The 16,643-nt window shown below is 48.8% G+C and carries 14 protein-coding genes; 9 read left to right on the forward strand and 5 right to left on the reverse strand.

Going from position 1 to position 16,643, the window contains the following annotated elements; genetic code table 11:
• Positions 1-256: 256 nt before the first annotated feature.
• Complete coding sequence (gene mnmC / locus AK963_RS16425; protein WP_066016528.1) at positions 257-2,263, reverse strand: bifunctional tRNA (5-methylaminomethyl-2-thiouridine)(34)-methyltransferase MnmC2/FAD-dependent 5-carboxymethylaminomethyl-2-thiouridine(34) oxidoreductase MnmC1; 2,007 nt, start codon at positions 2,261-2,263, stop codon at positions 257-259.
• A 142-nt stretch (positions 2,264-2,405) separates the two neighbouring features.
• Between mnmC and AK963_RS16430 the strand changes: the two genes are divergently transcribed.
• From AK963_RS16430 to AK963_RS16450, 6 genes are all read left to right on the forward strand, one after another.
• Positions 2,406-3,350, forward strand: coding sequence for a tRNA-dihydrouridine synthase (locus AK963_RS16430; protein WP_066016529.1), 945 nt, complete (start codon positions 2,406-2,408; stop codon positions 3,348-3,350).
• 83 nt (positions 3,351-3,433) lie between these two features.
• Positions 3,434-3,562: a hypothetical protein gene (locus AK963_RS36655; protein WP_274520477.1), complete on the forward strand. Its 129-nt coding sequence runs from the start codon at positions 3,434-3,436 to the stop codon at positions 3,560-3,562.
• Positions 3,563-4,250: 688 nt separating this feature from the next.
• Positions 4,251-4,529: an OadG family protein gene (locus AK963_RS16435; RefSeq protein ID WP_066016530.1), complete on the forward strand. Its 279-nt coding sequence runs from the start codon at positions 4,251-4,253 to the stop codon at positions 4,527-4,529.
• A 20-nt stretch (positions 4,530-4,549) separates the two neighbouring features.
• Entirely contained in the window at positions 4,550-6,340 is a 1,791-nt protein-coding gene (gene oadA / locus AK963_RS16440) for a sodium-extruding oxaloacetate decarboxylase subunit alpha (RefSeq protein WP_066016531.1), read from the forward strand.
• Positions 6,341-6,425: 85 nt separating this feature from the next.
• The gene (locus AK963_RS16445; protein WP_066016532.1) at positions 6,426-7,724 is read left to right on the forward strand and encodes a sodium ion-translocating decarboxylase subunit beta; all 1,299 of its coding nucleotides are present in this window, start codon (positions 6,426-6,428) and stop codon (positions 7,722-7,724) included.
• A 218-nt stretch (positions 7,725-7,942) separates the two neighbouring features.
• Positions 7,943-8,401 (forward strand): methylglyoxal synthase, encoded by a 459-nt coding sequence (locus AK963_RS16450; protein ID WP_066016533.1) that lies wholly within the window; start codon positions 7,943-7,945, stop codon positions 8,399-8,401.
• A gap of 142 nt (positions 8,402-8,543) precedes the next feature.
• On the opposite strand, the gene AK963_RS16455 is transcribed toward AK963_RS16450, so the two are convergent.
• Positions 8,544-8,987, reverse strand: a complete 444-nt coding sequence (locus AK963_RS16455) for a hypothetical protein (protein ID WP_066016534.1) — start codon at positions 8,985-8,987, stop codon at positions 8,544-8,546.
• Between the two features lie 666 nt (positions 8,988-9,653).
• On the opposite strand from AK963_RS16455, the gene pflB reads away from it, so the two are divergent.
• Both pflB and pflA read left to right on the forward strand, forming a co-directional pair.
• Complete coding sequence (pflB, locus tag AK963_RS16460; protein ID WP_066016535.1) at positions 9,654-11,936, forward strand: formate C-acetyltransferase; 2,283 nt, start codon at positions 9,654-9,656, stop codon at positions 11,934-11,936.
• Positions 11,937-12,063: 127 nt separating this feature from the next.
• The gene (gene pflA / locus AK963_RS16465) at positions 12,064-12,795 is read left to right on the forward strand and encodes a pyruvate formate-lyase-activating protein (RefSeq protein WP_066016536.1); all 732 of its coding nucleotides are present in this window, start codon (positions 12,064-12,066) and stop codon (positions 12,793-12,795) included.
• 84 nt (positions 12,796-12,879) lie between these two features.
• Here pflA and AK963_RS16470 read toward each other — a convergent pair whose 3' ends face one another.
• The 3 genes from AK963_RS16470 to yciA all read right to left on the reverse strand — a co-directional run bounded on the left by AK963_RS16470 (position 12,880) and on the right by yciA (position 15,267).
• Positions 12,880-13,923, reverse strand: coding sequence for a GMP reductase (locus tag AK963_RS16470; RefSeq protein ID WP_238593758.1), 1,044 nt, complete (start codon positions 13,921-13,923; stop codon positions 12,880-12,882).
• 323 nt (positions 13,924-14,246) lie between these two features.
• A complete protein-coding gene (udk, locus tag AK963_RS16475; RefSeq protein ID WP_066016538.1) occupies positions 14,247-14,867 on the reverse strand; it encodes a uridine kinase in 621 nt (206 codons plus the stop codon).
• A gap of 16 nt (positions 14,868-14,883) precedes the next feature.
• The gene (yciA, locus tag AK963_RS16480) at positions 14,884-15,267 is read right to left on the reverse strand and encodes an acyl-CoA thioester hydrolase YciA (protein WP_066016539.1); all 384 of its coding nucleotides are present in this window, start codon (positions 15,265-15,267) and stop codon (positions 14,884-14,886) included.
• A 155-nt stretch (positions 15,268-15,422) separates the two neighbouring features.
• Between yciA and AK963_RS16485 the strand changes: the two genes are divergently transcribed.
• Positions 15,423-16,493 carry a class I SAM-dependent methyltransferase gene (locus AK963_RS16485; protein WP_066016540.1) on the forward strand — a complete coding sequence of 357 codons (1,071 nt, stop codon included), beginning with the start codon at positions 15,423-15,425 and terminating at the stop codon, positions 16,491-16,493.
• The last annotated feature ends 150 nt before the right edge of the window (positions 16,494-16,643 follow it).

Below are 16,643 nucleotides of genomic sequence, written 5' to 3' on the forward strand. Positions count from 1 at the left end.
GAAAATCAACATCATTAAAACCTTCGGGTAGCTGTGGTCGACGAGACATCTGTTCTAGATAATGCATGGTAATGATGCCTAAGCATAGTTGGCGGCAGCTTAAGGATTTAGAAAATGCGATTGGTATTACCTAATTCATGCATATCAAGATAGACAGCCGCTGCTGATTTCTCCTTGAGTATTGCTACCTGTTTTTTTGCGATTTTTACTTAGGCTGCTTTTTTGCATAGACAGCATTCTTGAGTCCGATAGACCTCTAGATCTTATTTCTGATCAGGTCCCTGATCAGGAAGCGGGAAGGATGAATGGCATCCAGTAGTTTTTCAGGTATTGATAGACCGGTAGTGTTATCGGTTTCACCCGTGATCATGTTCGCCAGTATCTCACCGGAAACTGGGCAGGAGAGCATGCCTCTGGAGCCATGTCCAGCGGTCACGTACAGTCCATCAAGGTATTCTGGGGGGGCGTCAATGGATAGTTTGCTGTTCTTTCTCAGAGGTGCATAAGCTTCAATGAAGTGCTGAAGATCAACGACGGGACCCACTACGGGTAGGTAATCTGGCGTTGTGCACCGAAACCCGGTTCGCCCTCCAGTAACTTGGGCATTATTTCCACCGAGTGCCTGGTACATAGCAGGGAAAAATTCCGCCTGCATGGTCAGGTTTTCCTGATGGTCAGCATCTCGAACTTCTGTCCCCATGTCTTTAAAACTGAATGTTGCCCCCATGGTGTGAAAGCCATCGACAGCAGGGGCAATATAGCCTTCTCCACAGACGCAGGAAGCCAGCTTCTGGCTTTCAGGCGTTGCCTTCACCTGGGTGATCTGGCCACGGATGGCTTTAAGAGGCAGGTAGTCCAGAAGCGACAAATGGTGACTGGCTGTTCCCTGGGCAATGATAACGGTTTTACTTCGCAACTCGTCTTCACCGGTTTTAATCAGCCAGCCCTGCTCAAGTGGTTCGATGCTATTTACAGCCGTGCTGGTCATCACCCGGATGTTCGGGTGATCCGCCAAAGCCCGGCAGAGTGCTGGTGGATGCACCCAGCCTGCCTGAGGAAAGTAGAGGCCCGGATAGTTAATACTCAGTCCGGCTATATCCGACAGTTGTTCTTCCTTCAGGTACTGTAGAAGTGAGTCAGGGTGTTGGCTGTCCAGTGCCTGATATCGTTGATCCGTTTTGCCGTTAATGGCTAACTGAATAACACCGCACTGCTGCCACTCTTTCACCTCAAGCGCTTTCAGCGTATCGAGAGTGAATTGATAACCCTTGAGAATGAACTGACTGAGCGGGGTATTGTCTGCAGAAAGTTTGGCGTAGAGAACGCCTTGTGGATTGCCCGACGCTTCACTGGCCAGCGCTTGATGTTGTTCCAGAATAGTAACCTGCCACCCCCGGCGAGCCAGTGACCAGGCAGTGCTGCAGCCTGCCAGTCCTCCACCCACGACAATGGCTGTTTTTTCAGGATTTTTGTGATCAGCAGGAGCGAACCAGGGTTTGGATACAGGTAAACCGGATGCGGGAATGAAGCGGCCGGCAATCATATCCCGCTTACGACCAAACCCCGGTTGCTTGGTTACTGAGAAGCCAGCCTCCATCAGTCCATCCCGAACCAGCCTGGCAGCAGTAAAGGTGGCATAGGTCGATTCTTCATGGCTTTTGGCTTTAAGCGTCCGAAACAAATTGGGTTGCCACATATCGGGGTTTTTGGCCGGAGCAAAGCCGTCAAGAAACCAGGCATCAATTTTCTGATTGATATGAGGCAATGTGTCGAGCACATCGCCAATCAATATGTGTAGACTGACGTGTTTGCCTGAAGCGCTGTCTGAAAATTGCAGATCGATATTTTCTTCACTCAGTTGATAGGCACTGATCATTCTGTTGGCCAGAGGAGTCAACTCATCAAACACTCTGAGTGCCTTTTGCAGGTCATCCGGCTGGAGCGGGTATTTCTCTGTACTGATAAAGACCAGAGAGCTGTTATCAGGCGCATTTTCCTGGAAGAGCTGCCAGGCACAGAGAAAGTTCAGACCTGTACCAAAACCGGTTTCGCCAATAGTAAAAGTTCTTCCGGGTGTCAGCTCACGAAAACGCTGGGGGAGATGGTTATGCTCCAGAAAAACATGGCGGGTTTCGGCAATGCCCGAGGCACGGGAAAAATAGACATCATTAAACTGAGTAGAAATTGGCAGGCCATTCTCCCACTGAATGTTAGCGGTGCTGGTTTGAAACTTTTCTGAGAGGGGGGATTGACGGTCGGACACGGCTTTCTGTTTCTAGATTCAGTATCAGGAGAAAAAGCTGCAAGCATAGTGAGTGCTGGCTATTGGGTAAAGTGTCTATTTCATCGACAGGCCTGGTAACGCTAAAATTACCCCTCATATTTTATCACTCAAGAGGCATGCCATGCGGTTGATACTGGCGCCGATGGAAGGCGTTATGGATCACGATATGCGGGATCTGCTGACCGGCATCAATACCTTTGATCTCTGTGTTACCGAGTTTGTCAGGGTGACCGATACGCTGTTACCAAACAGGGTTTTTTACCGAATCTGCCCGGAGCTGTTGCAGGGGGCAAAAACATCAAATGGAACGCCGGTTCGTTTACAGTTACTGGGCAGTAACCCGGAATATATGGCACTAAATGCGCAGCGTGCAGTGAAGCTTGGTTCTCCAGGAGTGGATATTAACTTCGGATGTCCATCAAAAACGGTTAACAAAAACAGGGGCGGTGCGATTCTGCTTCGTGAGCCTGATCAGCTATTCAGTATTGTTAAAGCGGTCAGGGATGCCGTACCTGCAGAGCTGCCGGTGACGGCCAAAATTCGTCTGGGGTATGAAGACAAATCGCTGTTTCTGGAAAATGCCCGTGCGATTGAGCAGGCAGGAGCCTCTGAACTGGCGGTGCATGCCCGTACCAAGGCGGAAGGCTACCGGCCCCCCGCTCACTGGGAGTATATTGGTAAAATTCGCGAAAACCTGGAGATTCCGGTTATTGCCAACGGGGAGATATGGAATCATGAAGATGCCAGGCGTTGTATGGAGGCTTCAGGCTGTTCTGACCTGATGATAGGTCGACCTTCTCTGGTAACTCCCAATATTACCACCATGATTCGGGAATCGGTCAGTCCGTTGAGCTGGCATTCAGTATTGCAGCTTATTCTGCAATTAAGTGACAGAGATCGCAAAAATGGGAAATGGCAATACCACCCTTCCCGACTGAAGCAGTGGCTCAATTATCTGCGTAAAGCGTATCCGGAGGCGCAGAACCTGTTTGAGCGAATTCGTTCTCTCCGTGATGCCGATGCCATTTTGGAAATTGTTTGCTCCGATCTGGCAAAAGCAGCCTAGGGGGTGTTACCAACTGGACATACAACCAGCCACCCATTATTTACACCAGACAAGGCGCGAGCTGCGTAGTGTGGTTGTTCCACATGAGCAGTGAGCAACGCTGTATGGTGCAAATAATGGGTGGCCCTTCGGGTTGGTCATACAAGCACTCATGCCGTGTTGAACGCCTTGAACAGGGAACCACCATGTCCTGCGCCGTTCGCCTTGCCTGAGTGATTGTATGACCAACTGGTTGAATGGCCAGTTGGTAACACCCCCTAGCATCCCAAGGCCAATCTCTATGGTTGGCCGGTTTTCATTGATTTACGTCGGTGAACTTTTTCCAAGTCTTAGGCAACCTTGCTCATACTAATCATGTTTTTTAACTCCAGTTATAAGTATTAAGATTTGCGGCTTAAGACAAGGCGACAATCGTCAACGCAGGATTAAGTCACAAATCTTCAGCGCAATAGGGAGTTAGAAGGTTCGATTGGTATTACATGCGCAATGCTGTCGAAGGTGGTCTGGGGCTTCTGGTTCAGCTTATATGACAACATAGTCTGGATGACTGATTGCTTATTACACACTGTTCAGTAGAATACTGACGCGGCCACGGGAAGGCATAAGACAGCCATGAGCCAGGAGGCTGTCCAAGAATAGGCTGCCTTGCTGCGGTGGCAGTAAATTGGTCTAAAAACTCAGTTTTGTTCAGCAAATAGAACCACTATTTACCTCACAAAGCTGAATTTTTATCCCCAATTTTCTGTCATCCTCACTACAGGCGCAATTCTCGGACAGCCTCCTCGAAAAGAGCCATGAGCCTGTTCATGGGAATAATAATCAAGAATGGTTCCGGTAGGGCAAAACTGCCTGGGGAGATTTACCGGACCTTCAAGCCTGAAAAAACAAAGGACTTACTTGATGAATCCATCGGACCTTATTTCAGAAGGTTCCAGCCTGATGCTCTTTGGAATGGGCTTTGTTTTCCTGTTTCTGACGCTATTGGTGCTGGTAACCAGCCTGATGTCAAAAATCATCGATCGATATTTCCAGGAACCGGCACCATCGGGTGCATCCAATCGCATTCCAGTGAATAGACAGCCATCTTCATCCAATGATCAGGGTGAACTGGTTGCTGCCATTAGTGCAGCCATCAAGATGCACAGAACAAAAAAAGCTCAAGCAGAAAAACGCCAATAACCGGGGGATAAGTAAGGGTTATGTCTGACGTACAAAAGCCGCTGGGTATTACCGATGTGGTGTTGAGGGATGCCCATCAGTCACTATTTGCTACCCGTCTTCGCATTGAAGATATGTTGCCGATCGCAGAACAACTGGATCAGATCGGTTACTGGTCTCTCGAAACCTGGGGGGGCGCTACCTTTGATGCTTGTATCCGCTTTCTGGGCGAAGATCCCTGGGAGCGGCTGCGTGAGCTGAAAAAAGCCATGCCCAAAACCCGTCAGCAGATGCTGTTAAGGGGACAGAATCTGCTGGGATACCGTCACTATGCTGACGATGTCGTTGATAAATTTGTTGAGCGTGCCGTTGCCAATGGTATGGATGTGTTCCGGGTATTTGATGCCATGAATGATCCCCGTAATCTGATGCAGGCCATGAAGGCTGTAAAGAAGCAAGGTGCCCATGCTCAGGGTACGATCTCTTATACGACCAGTCCTGTTCATACGATGGATAGCTGGGTCTCTCTGGCCAAGGAGGTCGAGGATCTGGGGGCAGACTCTCTCTGTATTAAGGATATGTCAGGCATTATTACGCCGACTGACGTGTATGAGCTGGTTTCCAGACTTAAGAAAGAAACCGATCTGGAAGTTCAGCTGCATTGTCATGCGACCTCCGGCCTTTCTTCCATGTCTTTGCTCAAGGCAGTTGAAGCCGGTGTGGATCGGGTCGATACGGCCATCTCCTCCATGTCCATGACCTATGGACACTCTCCAACTGAGGCAATCGTTGCAGCACTGCAGGGCACTGAGCGTGATACGGGCCTTGATCTGCATAAGCTGGAAGAAGTGGCTGCTTATTTCCGGGTAGTGCGGAAAAAGTATGCGAAATTTGAAGGTCAGCTGCGTGGTGTTGACTCAAGAATCCTTATTGCCCAGGTACCTGGTGGCATGCTGACCAATATGGAAAGTCAGCTGAAAGAGCAGGGGGCCAGTGATAAGTTCGATGAAGTGCTGCAGGAGATTCCCAGGGTTCGTGAAGACCTGGGAATGATTCCACTGGTAACGCCCACTTCCCAGATTGTTGGTACTCAGGCGGTTCTCAATGTATTGACTGGTGAGCGTTATAAAACCATCTCAAAAGAGACTCAGGGGATTTTGAAAGGTGAGTATGGTGCTGCGCCTGCACCTTTCAATAAAAGCCTTCAGGACAGAGTTCTGGATGGTAAGGAAGCAATCACCTGTCGTCCAGCTGACCTGCTTGAGTCTGAGTTTGAAAAACTGACTACTGAACTGAATGGACTTGCACAGGAGAAAGACATCAAGCTGGCAGGGCTGCCTGTGGATGATGTTCTGACCTACGCCCTGTTCCCGCAGGTTGGTCTCAAGTTCCTGCAGAATCGCGGTAACCCCGATGCTTTCGAACCCGCTCCTGGAACTGAGCCGGAAGTTAAGTCTGCTCCTGCTCAGATAGCATCAACGGACAACTCTGTTTATACCGTTCGAGTGAATGGCAATGCCTATACCGTTCAGGTTTCAGAAGGTGGTGATGTTACTCAGCTGGCTCCTGTTTCAGCCCCGGCTGCTCAACCGGAAACTGCCAGTGTATCAGCGTCTGCTGGTGAGCCAATGCCCGCACCACTGGCTGGTAATATCTGGAAGGTGAATGTGACACCGGGTCAGAATATACAGGAAGGTGATGTTCTGCTTATCCTCGAAGCCATGAAAATGGAAACGGAAGTTCGTGCCCCACGTTCCGGACAGGTGACGTCGGTTGATGTACGTGAAGGTGACAGTGTAGCGGTGGGTGATACCCTGCTTGCCCTGGCTTAATAAAAAAGCGTTAAGGAAGCCTCTTTAATAGAGGCTCCTTATCAAGAGCTCTTATAAAGAGAAAGTCTTGTAGAGAAAGAATGCCATGGAAAAGCTATTAACGCTCTGGGAGGGTTCCGGGTTATACAACCTCACCGCCGGAGAGTTCGTCATGATTCTGGTTGGCTTTGGGTTGTTGTATCTGGCCATCCGGAAGCAATTCGAGCCTTTACTGCTGGTACCGATTGGTTTTGGCGGGATTCTGGCCAATATTCCCCAGGCAGGTCTGGCATTTTCAGCCATTGAGCAGGCACTTCATATGGCCAACCCTGTGGTGATGCAGGCGGTAGCCGAAGCGCTGGGCAGTGCTTCTGCTGCTCCGGATGAGCTGTATGTTTTATACAATGAGGCAAATGCAGCAACCCGGACCGTCGTAGGTAACATTATTGCCGATGCAGGATACTCGAACGGTGTCCTTTATCAGTTTTACAGTGTGGCCATTGGTAGTGGTGTTGCTCCACTGGTGATCTTTATGGGGGTGGGTGCCATGACGGACTTTGGTCCGCTGCTGGCGAATCCGAAAACCCTGTTCCTTGGCGCTGCCGCTCAGTTTGGTATTTTTGCCACAGTATTTGGCGCTATTGTATTGAGCTCCATGGGGATTATGAATTTCAGTCTGGCTGATGCCGCTGCTATCGGTATTATTGGTGGTGCGGATGGCCCAACAGCTATTTATGTTTCCAGTGTGCTGGCCCCCCACCTTCTGGGCGCTATCGCGGTTGCTGCTTACTCTTATATGGCGCTGGTTCCACTGATTCAGCCGCCGATCATGAAGGCGCTGACGACAGTTGAAGAGCGCAAGATTGTGATGACGCAGCTCCGGTCAGTGAGCAAGACGGAAAAAATCGTTTTCCCAATCTTGTTGTTGGTGCTGGTTGCCCTGTTGTTGCCCGATGCGGCCCCACTGCTGGGGATGTTCTGTTTTGGCAACCTGATGAAAGAGTGTGGTGTGGTTGAGCGCCTTTCGGATACGGCTCAAAATGCACTGATTAACATCACGACCATTTTCCTTGGACTGTCTGTTGGTTCAAAGCTGAGTGCTGACAAGTTTCTTCAGATGGAAACCCTGGGAATTCTGGGGTTGGGGATTGTGGCATTCTGCATTGGTACCGCCAGTGGTGTCCTGATGGCAAAACTGATGAATCGGATGTCGTCTACCAAAGTTAATCCGTTGATTGGCTCAGCTGGAGTATCAGCGGTGCCTATGGCTGCCAGGGTTTCCAATAAAATGGGGCTTGAGGCCAACCCACAGAACTTCCTGCTGATGCACGCTATGGGTCCGAATGTAGCAGGTGTTATTGGCTCTGCAGTTGCGGCTGGTGTCATGATTAAGTATCTGTCTTGAACGCCCTAGGTGAATTGAAATATTAATTGACCTTGACCAATGCTGTTGCTTTTCCACAGGCAGCAGCATTTTTTTTGTTGTAGCCTTACTTGTTTTTCAGCGAGAATAAAATTATTCAGAAATTAGCTGTTTTAATGTTTAAAAAGTCGTATGGGTGTTTTATTCATTTAAACCAGTTTTTATATTATTTTTTGCTGAAAAAAGAGTAGAAGTACTTCATGATTTATAAAGCATACAATGTTTCATCTAAAAAGAGCATTGCCCTGGTAGCTCACGATAATAAGAAAGGGGAGTTAGTGCAGTGGAGTCTGCGCCATAAAGAAAAGCTGCTGGGTCATAATTTGTTTGCTACAGGGACTACAGGAAGTCTTCTTGAAAAAGAGCTGTCCATGCCGGTCACGAAATTTATCAGTGGTCCGTTGGGTGGTGATCAGCAGATTGGTGCCTTAATTTCTGAATGTAAACTGGACCTGCTGGTATTTTTCTGGGATCCGTTTGAGCCAATGCCGCATGATCCTGATGTGAAGGCGTTGTTACGAATTGCTGCGGTATGGAATATCCCGGTGGCCTGTAACCAGAGCTCTGCGGATTACATATTCTCGTCAGACTTACTTGGGCAGTCTCATAGTCGGCAGATCCCGGATTATGACAGTTATCTACAGCAAAGAACGCTTTGATTCTACACTTTCAAAGAATGCACAAAGGCCCTGATATGAGGGCCTTTGGCAAGAGCAATCTGGGAAAGTGATGAATGAGCTCGGCTGGATAAGCCCGGCTGGTAGTGTCAGTATTCAAAAACAATCAATAAAAAACGGGGATTCAATAATCGTCGTTTCCATCTCTGCTCATTGAGCCAATACCAAAGCTGGAAGGCCCGTATTGGCGGCGCTTCTTGTAGGTTACCTTAGGTTCAGTGTTGCTATGGCGATCTTCAGGCGAAGCGGGCCTGCAGTTCATAGTGCCACTCATGGAACTATTGTTGTTACCACTGCGATAGCTCTGACCACCGGACGAAAATCTGCGCACAGGCTGCTTTGTGACTGATGGCTGAAAAACAGAAACCGGAGCCTGTTCATACAGGTCTCTTTCTGAGTCTCGGTCAGAAAGCAACTCGCTGTTCTGGACAGAGCCTTCCTGCATATTCAGTCGCATGCGATAAGGGTGACCATAACCTCTACGGCGACGTGGTTTGTGATCTTTTGGTTCGGGTGGCTTCAAACCTGTGAATTGTTCGTAAATGGTTGTGTAAATATATTTGCTCATAACTACCTCCTGTTCATCCTCTCCCAGAAATGGATAAATGTCTTTATTTGGTTGACGATGTTAGACAAACCCATTTTCGGTATGAATAGGTAACACTACTTAAAACTCTCTTAATAAACGACAGCAAATGTCAACAATATAATGTGGGTGTCGTTAATTGTTTTGAAAAACGAAATTGAAATAGAATTAACAGAAACAAAGAATAGCATTCATAAAAATAGATCGTTGATTGATTTCATAATTTTTTTGAATGTTGGACTATTGGTAATAACTATTTTTTGCTAATCGATGGAAAATTAATAAAATTAAGAGGCTATTCTTTTTTGTTAATTCTTGTTGAAGTTTGTTTTTCGTTTTTTATGATGAATAGGTATTAGCACTGATAGTGGAATTGCCGTACATACGATACTTTGACTGCAATTATTTCTTATTCACCGGGTTGGCCAGCTTTACACGTGCGGTATGACCATATAGGGCGAAAGGCTTTTGTGATGATGTAGCATCACCATGTCTTCGTCCCCTCGAGATAGGCAAACAATACGCCGACAATGATTTTCTTACATTGATGCAGATCAAGTTGGTGTCACCGCTATATCCATATGCAGTCTGACTGACCCGGGAGCAGCATTCCCAAAGAATTCTCCAACTTATCAGGAGCCTCTTAGTATGACTGTAACCACCAGCGAACTGCCAGCAGCATGGGAAGGATTCACTTCCGGCGACTGGTCAGAAAGCATCAATGTTCGTGACTTTATCCAGAAAAACTATACCCCTTACGAGGGTGACAGCTCTTTCCTGGCCGGTTCTACTGAAGCTACAGACCGTCTGTGGGCTGATGTTATGGAAGGTATCAAGGAAGAGAACCGCACCCACGCGCCTCTTGATTTTGATACTGACCTGCCATCCACCATTACTTCTCACGATGCTGGCTATATCAACAAAGATCTGGAGACCATCGTAGGTCTGCAGACCGAGAAGCCGCTGAAGCGAGCCATCATCGCTAATGGTGGCATCCGTATGGTTGAAACTTCCTGCGAAGTTTATGGCCGTAAGCTTGATGATACCGTCAATAAAATCTTCACAGACTATCGTAAGACCCATAATGCGGGTGTTTTTGATGTCTATACTGCAGACATTCGTAATTGCCGAAAGTCTGGTGTAATCACTGGTCTTCCAGACGCTTATGGTCGTGGCCGTATCATTGGTGACTATCGTCGTATCGCGTTATACGGTATTGATCGTCTGGTTGTTGATAAGAAAGCCCAGCATAAGTCTCTGGACGCTGTTCTGGAGTCTGGTGAAAATCTTGACCGCACCATTCAGCTGCGTGAAGAGATCATGGAGCAGATCAAGGCTCTGATGCAGATCAAAGAGATGGCGGCCAAATACGGTTGCGATGTCAGTGGTCCTGCTACCTCCGCCCGTGAAGCTGTTCAGTGGACCTACTTCGGTTATCTGGCTGCGGTTAAGTCCCAGAATGGTGCAGCCATGTCGCTGGGTCGTACTGCTACCTTCCTGGATGTTTACATCCAGCGCGATCTCGAAGCAGGTAAGATCACTGAAACTGATGCCCAGGAAATGATCGACCACTTCGTCATGAAATTGCGTATGGTTCGCTTCCTGCGTACACCTGAATACGATCAGTTGTTCTCTGGCGATCCAATCTGGGCGACTGAGTCTATCGGTGGTATGGGTCTTGATGGTCGTACTCTGGTTACGAAGAACGCATTCCGTTTCCTGAATACCATGTACACCATGGGGCCATCTCCAGAGCCAAACATCACGGTTCTGTGGTCTGAGCAGTTGCCAATGGGCTTCAAAGAGTACTGTGCCAAGGTTTCTATTGATACCAGCTCCATTCAGTACGAAAACGATGATCTGATGCGTCCGGATATGGACAGCGATGATTACGCGATTGCCTGCTGCGTATCGCCAATGATTGTAGGTAAGCAGATGCAGTTCTTTGGTGCTCGTGCCAACCTGGGTAAAACGCTGCTGTACGCCATCAACGGTGGTATTGATGAGAAGCTGAAAATTCAGATCGGTCCAAAGGCTGACAAGATCACTTCTGAGTATCTGGATTACGATGAAGTTTATGCAAGCTTTGACAAGCTGATGGACTGGCTGGCTACTCAGTATGTCACTGCGCTGAACTGCATTCACTATATGCACGACAAATACTCTTATGAAGCTGCCCAGCTGGCACTTCATGACCGTGATGTCATTCGTACCATGGCTTGTGGTATTGCGGGTCTGTCTGTTGCTGCTGACTCACTGTCTGCTATCAAGTATGCGAAGGTTAAGCCGGTTCGTGACGAAGATGGTATTGCCATTGACTTCGAGATCGAAGGTGATTTTCCGAAGTTTGGTAACAACGAAGAGCGCGTGGACACGATTGCCTGTGAGCTGGTAGAAACTTTCATGAAGAAAGTGGCTTCTCACAAAATGTACCGTGATGCGATTCCGACCCAGTCCGTTCTGACCATTACCTCTAACGTGGTGTACGGTAAGAAGACCGGTACTACCCCAGACGGTCGTCGTGCAGGTCAGCCATTTGGCCCGGGTGCGAACCCAATGCACGGTCGTGACACCAGTGGTGCGGTTGCTTCTTTGAGCTCTGTTGCCAAGCTGCCGTTTGCCTATGCGAAGGATGGTATCTCTTACACCTTCTCTATTGTGCCAAAGGCGCTGGGTAAGGATGAAGAAGGTCGTCGCAAGAACCTGGTGGGTCTGATGGATGGTTACTTCCATCATGAGAAAGGTCACGAGGGTGGTCAGCACCTGAACGTAAACGTCATGAACCGTGAGATGCTGGAAGATGCCATGGAGAACCCTGAGAAGTATCCTTCTCTGACCATCCGTGTTTCCGGTTATGCGGTGCGCTTCAACTCTCTGACGCCAGAGCAGCAGCGTGACGTTATCACCCGTACCTTTACTGGCTCGCTGTAACTGTAAGCACTAGTATTCATATCTAAAAGGCCAGCTTTGCTGGCCTTTTTTTGCTCATGGCATTCAGGGTTGCTGGGAAAGGGAATGCCTTTTACAGCAGCTCTTTTGGGTTAATAGGAGAGTCGCCATGTCCCTTGGTCGTGTCCATTCCATGGACTCATTTGGAACGGTAGACGGGCCGGGTATCCGTTTTGTTGTGTTTATGCAGGGCTGCCATATGCGCTGTCGTTACTGCCACAACCGGGATACCTGGGACCTGCGTGATGGTGGTGAGGTACTCAGTCATGAAGAGGTTCTGGAGAAAATCCTCAAAGTGAAGAACTTCCTGACCGGTGGTGTTACGGTGACGGGTGGCGAGCCATTGCTTCAAGCGGAATTTGTTGCAGACCTTTTCAAGGCCCTTAAAGAACACGGCATTCATACTTGCCTGGATACGAACGGATTTACCAAGCATATCACTCCGGATATTGAGCGTCTGCTGTCATACACTGACCTTGTGCTTCTGGATATCAAGCATATGGACGAAGAGATGCATCAGAAGCTGACGTATGTCACCAGCAAGTACACCCGTAATTTTGCCATGTATCTGCAGGAGCTGAAAAAGCCAACCTGGATCCGCTATGTAGTGGTGGAAGGGTATACCGTCGATCCTCTGTATGCTGCCATGCTGGCGGATATGGTGGAGAAGATGGATTGTGTTGAAAAGGTGGAGATCCTGCCATACCACAGTTTGGGCGTTCACAAGTGGGATGCCTTCAAGGAGAGCTACGAGCTGGAAACGGTGCGACCACCGTCAACTGAACAGTTGGATGCGATCAAGGCGGAGTTTGATCAGCGGGGAATATCAGCGGCTTATTGATTTTTTGAACCACAAAGAGCACAAAGCTCACAAAGGAAAAGGTTTCTCTTTGTGGTTTTTGTAAGCTTTGTGGTTCAAGATGCATTAGTTGAAAATACGGTTTTCCTGTTCCTGAACCCGAATAAATGTGGTTCGCTTGGACAGTTCTTTCAGTTGAGCCGCGCCCACGTAGGTGCAGGTTGAGCGTACGCCACCCAGGATGTCCTGAACGGTTTCAACGATTGGGCCACGGTAAGGTACTTTTACGGTCTTACCTTCAGAGGCACGGTAGTTGGCAACACCGCCAGCGTGCTGGTCCATGGCGGTTGTAGAGCTCATACCGTAGAACAGGCGGAACTGTTTGCCGTCTTCTTCGACCATTTCACCGCCAGACTCGTCGTGACCGGCAAACATGCCGCCGATCATGACGAAATCAGCGCCACCGCCAAATGCTTTGGAAACGTCACCCGCACAGGTACAGCCACCGTCAGAAATTACCTGACCACCAACACCGTGGGCGGCATCGGCGCATTCAATAACAGCGGACAGCTGAGGGTAGCCAACACCGGTTTTAACGCGGGTTGTGCAGACAGAGCCAGGGCCGATACCCACTTTAACAATGTCTGCACCTTTCAGGATCAGCTCTTCGACCATTTCTCCGGTAACCACGTTACCCGCAATGATCACTTTGTTTGGGTGGCGCTGGCGAACACGGGACACGTACTCAACAAAATGCTCAGAGTAACCGTTGGCTACGTCGATACAGATAAAACGAAGCTTCTCGTTTTGGGACAGGATTTCAGACATCTTGTCGAAATCGTTGTCGGAAGTACCGCTGCTGACCATGATGTGGTTTTCAATGCCTTCGGGCGCGTTGTCGAGGAAGGATTTCCACTCTTCAACGGTGTAATGCTTGTGAACGGCAGTCAGCATTTTGTGTTCAGCCAGGGCGAGAGCCATGGCGAAAGTGCCGACGGTGTCCATGTTGGCAGCAATGACTGGCACACCGGTCCATTCCTGGTCAGTGTGAACAAATCGGAAGGTGCGCTCCAGGCTTACCTGTGAACGGCTTTTCAGGGTGGAACGCTTTGGGCGGAACAAAACGTCTTTGAAACCCAGCTTGATATCAGCTTCTACACGCATAGTCATCTCGCAGTGCTCTGGGCATGGTGATCCGGGGATCAATGCAGCAGAAAACACTTACATCTACTTTGGTTTGGGGAAGTTTGATGTACAAGCGGCCGGACAGCCTGGATGAACAGGGGAGACCCATCTTCGGATACGCGAAGATTGCGCCGGACCCAACATCTTTTTTAAGGACGAAAAAAATGGGCGTATTTGACGCTTATACGGCTGAAGTATACCTAGGCGCGTTTTGAAATAAAAGGGGTAAAGGGAAAGGCAACTTTTGGAATGTTGACAGAGCCTGTCCATCACAGTGTATTGCTATAAAGATGAACAGGCTGTCAGGGTCAGTCAATCAAATTACGGATCTGGGTTTTGATCAGATCAATGGCAATCCTGTTTTTTCCGCCATGGGGAATGATCAGGTCAGCGTGCTGGCGTGCAGGTTCAATGAACTGCATGTACATTGGGCGAACCGTTTCCAGGTATTGCTTGATGACAGAATCAACATCCCGGCCACGACTGAGAATGTCTCGCTTCATACGACGGATCAGGCAGATATCCAGTGGCGTATCCATAAAGAAGCGCAGGTCAAAGGCTTCCCGGATTTCGGGGTTGGTAAAGAGCAGAATTCCCTCATAGATCACGACGCGGGCAGGGTTTACTTTGCGGGTATCAGTTCGACGATTGTGCTGGGTATAGTCGTAAAGTGGGACGTCTATTTCCTGGCCATTTTTCAGCTTGATCATCTGCTCCAGCATCAGGTCATGATCCATGGACTCCGGGTGATCATAATTGGTCCTAACCCGCTCATCCATGCTCAGATGCGTCTGGTCTTTGTAGTAGGAATCTTCTGAAATCACACACAGGTGCTCTGACTGGAGCTCTTCAACCAGGGTTTCTGCCAGCAGGCTTTTGCCGGATGCGGAAGCGCCGGCAATTCCGACGAGAATGGTTTTCTGTTTCATGGGAGGAGTCCAGTTATCAGCTTCTGTCTACAGAAATAGGATTTCCGTTGTCGTCTATGGCAACGTAGGTGAAGAAGCCTTCGGTAACCTTGTGACGTTCTTCTGATTTGAACGGGTGGGACAGGATCCACACCTCGAGTTTAATGCGCATGGAGGTGTTGCCAACACGAATGATATCAGCATAACAGCAAACCACGTCACCTACCTTAACCGGATGGATAAAGCTCATGGATTCAACGGCAACGGTAGAAACCCGGCTGTTGCATCGGTTTTTGGCAGCCAGGCCACCGGCTATGTCCATCTGGGACATGATCCAGCCCCCGAAAATATCGCCATTCGGGTTGGTGTCGGCAGGCATCGCCAGTGTGCGCAGAACCAGATCACCCTGTGGTTCGGTCATCAGAAAACTCCATACGGGTCGTAACTGGCGGCGAATGCTATGCTTGCAGGTCTGCCTTGTAAATCCGTATTTCCATGCAGGCTTTCATGGAAAGGGTAAAGCTATTAATGTATAAGTGCCTGCTTTAAGTACACCCGTTACCAACGTTGAGACCTATGACTTTCCTTCCGTTATCCAATCCCGCCCAACTGGTCATACGTAATCAGGAATATTTTGAACTTGAGCACCTTGTTGTGGTTGGGTTGCCTGCTGATGATCTGACGCCTTATCTGCTGGGTGATGGGGTTGGCTATATTACAGCCCTGACTCGGGATTTCAGTGCCTATCGGCGCTTACTTCCGATAGAAAGCCGTATGGCGGAGCGATTTTCTCTGACCTTTGCGCCTATACTGCCCGCTGAGTTTTCCCGTCCTGTCGATGGAGTTCTGATTTTTCTCCAGAAAAGTAAGCCATTGATGGACTTCTGGCTGGAGATGGTATTGAGCTTTTTGCCAGAAAATGCCCCCGTTTGGCTGGTGGGGGAAAACGATGAAGGCATAAAATCCTGGAAAAAGCGGTTGAAGGAAAGCTTTGGTGTCGTGAAAAGTGTGGATAATGCCCGCCACTGTGTATTGCTGGAAGCTTCAGAACCGTTGAAAAAGCCGGAAAGCTTTACCCTTGAGCCATGGTTTGAGATATTTTCTGTCACTGCTGGCTCGGCCAATATGGACATAACTTCTTTGCCTGGTGTATTCAGTCATGGTCGTCTGGATAAGGGGACTCAGGTTCTGCTGGAAACACTGAATGCAGTGCCTTCAGGCAAGGTGCTGGATTTTGGCTGTGGCGCTGGGGTGATCTCTGCCTATATCAATACCCTGCCGGGTGAGTATGATTTTACCCTTGTGGATTGCGATGCTCTGGCGCTGGCCAGCAGTAATAAAACCATGAACGCGACAGGGAGCAAGTCTTTTACGGTACTTCCCAGCGATGGCCTATCAGAAGTGACAGGGCAGTTTGACCTGATTATCTCCAACCCACCGTTTCACCAAGGGGTGAAAACTCACTATGAAGTGACAGAGCAGTTTCTTGCCCAGTCACGTAAGATGCTTCGTCCGGGTGGGGAACTTCGCATTGTTGCCAATAGTTTCCTGCGTTATCCGCCAATCATTCAGAAGGCTTTTGGCCGCTGTGATACGCTGCTGGTCAAGGATGGTTTTTCAGTGTATCGGGCAGTGAACCGAAACTGAAGTCTCTTGCTCTCAAATATCTTATACCAATCGCATTTTCTAAATCCTTAAGCTGCCGCCAACTATGCTTAGGCATCATTACCATGCATTATCTAGAACAGATGTCTCGTCGACCACAGCTACCCGAAGGTTTTAATGATGTTGATTTTC

The sequence above is a fragment of the Endozoicomonas atrinae genome (genome assembly GCF_001647025.1).
In the GTDB taxonomy this organism is placed as follows: domain Bacteria; phylum Pseudomonadota; class Gammaproteobacteria; order Pseudomonadales; family Endozoicomonadaceae; genus Endozoicomonas; species Endozoicomonas atrinae.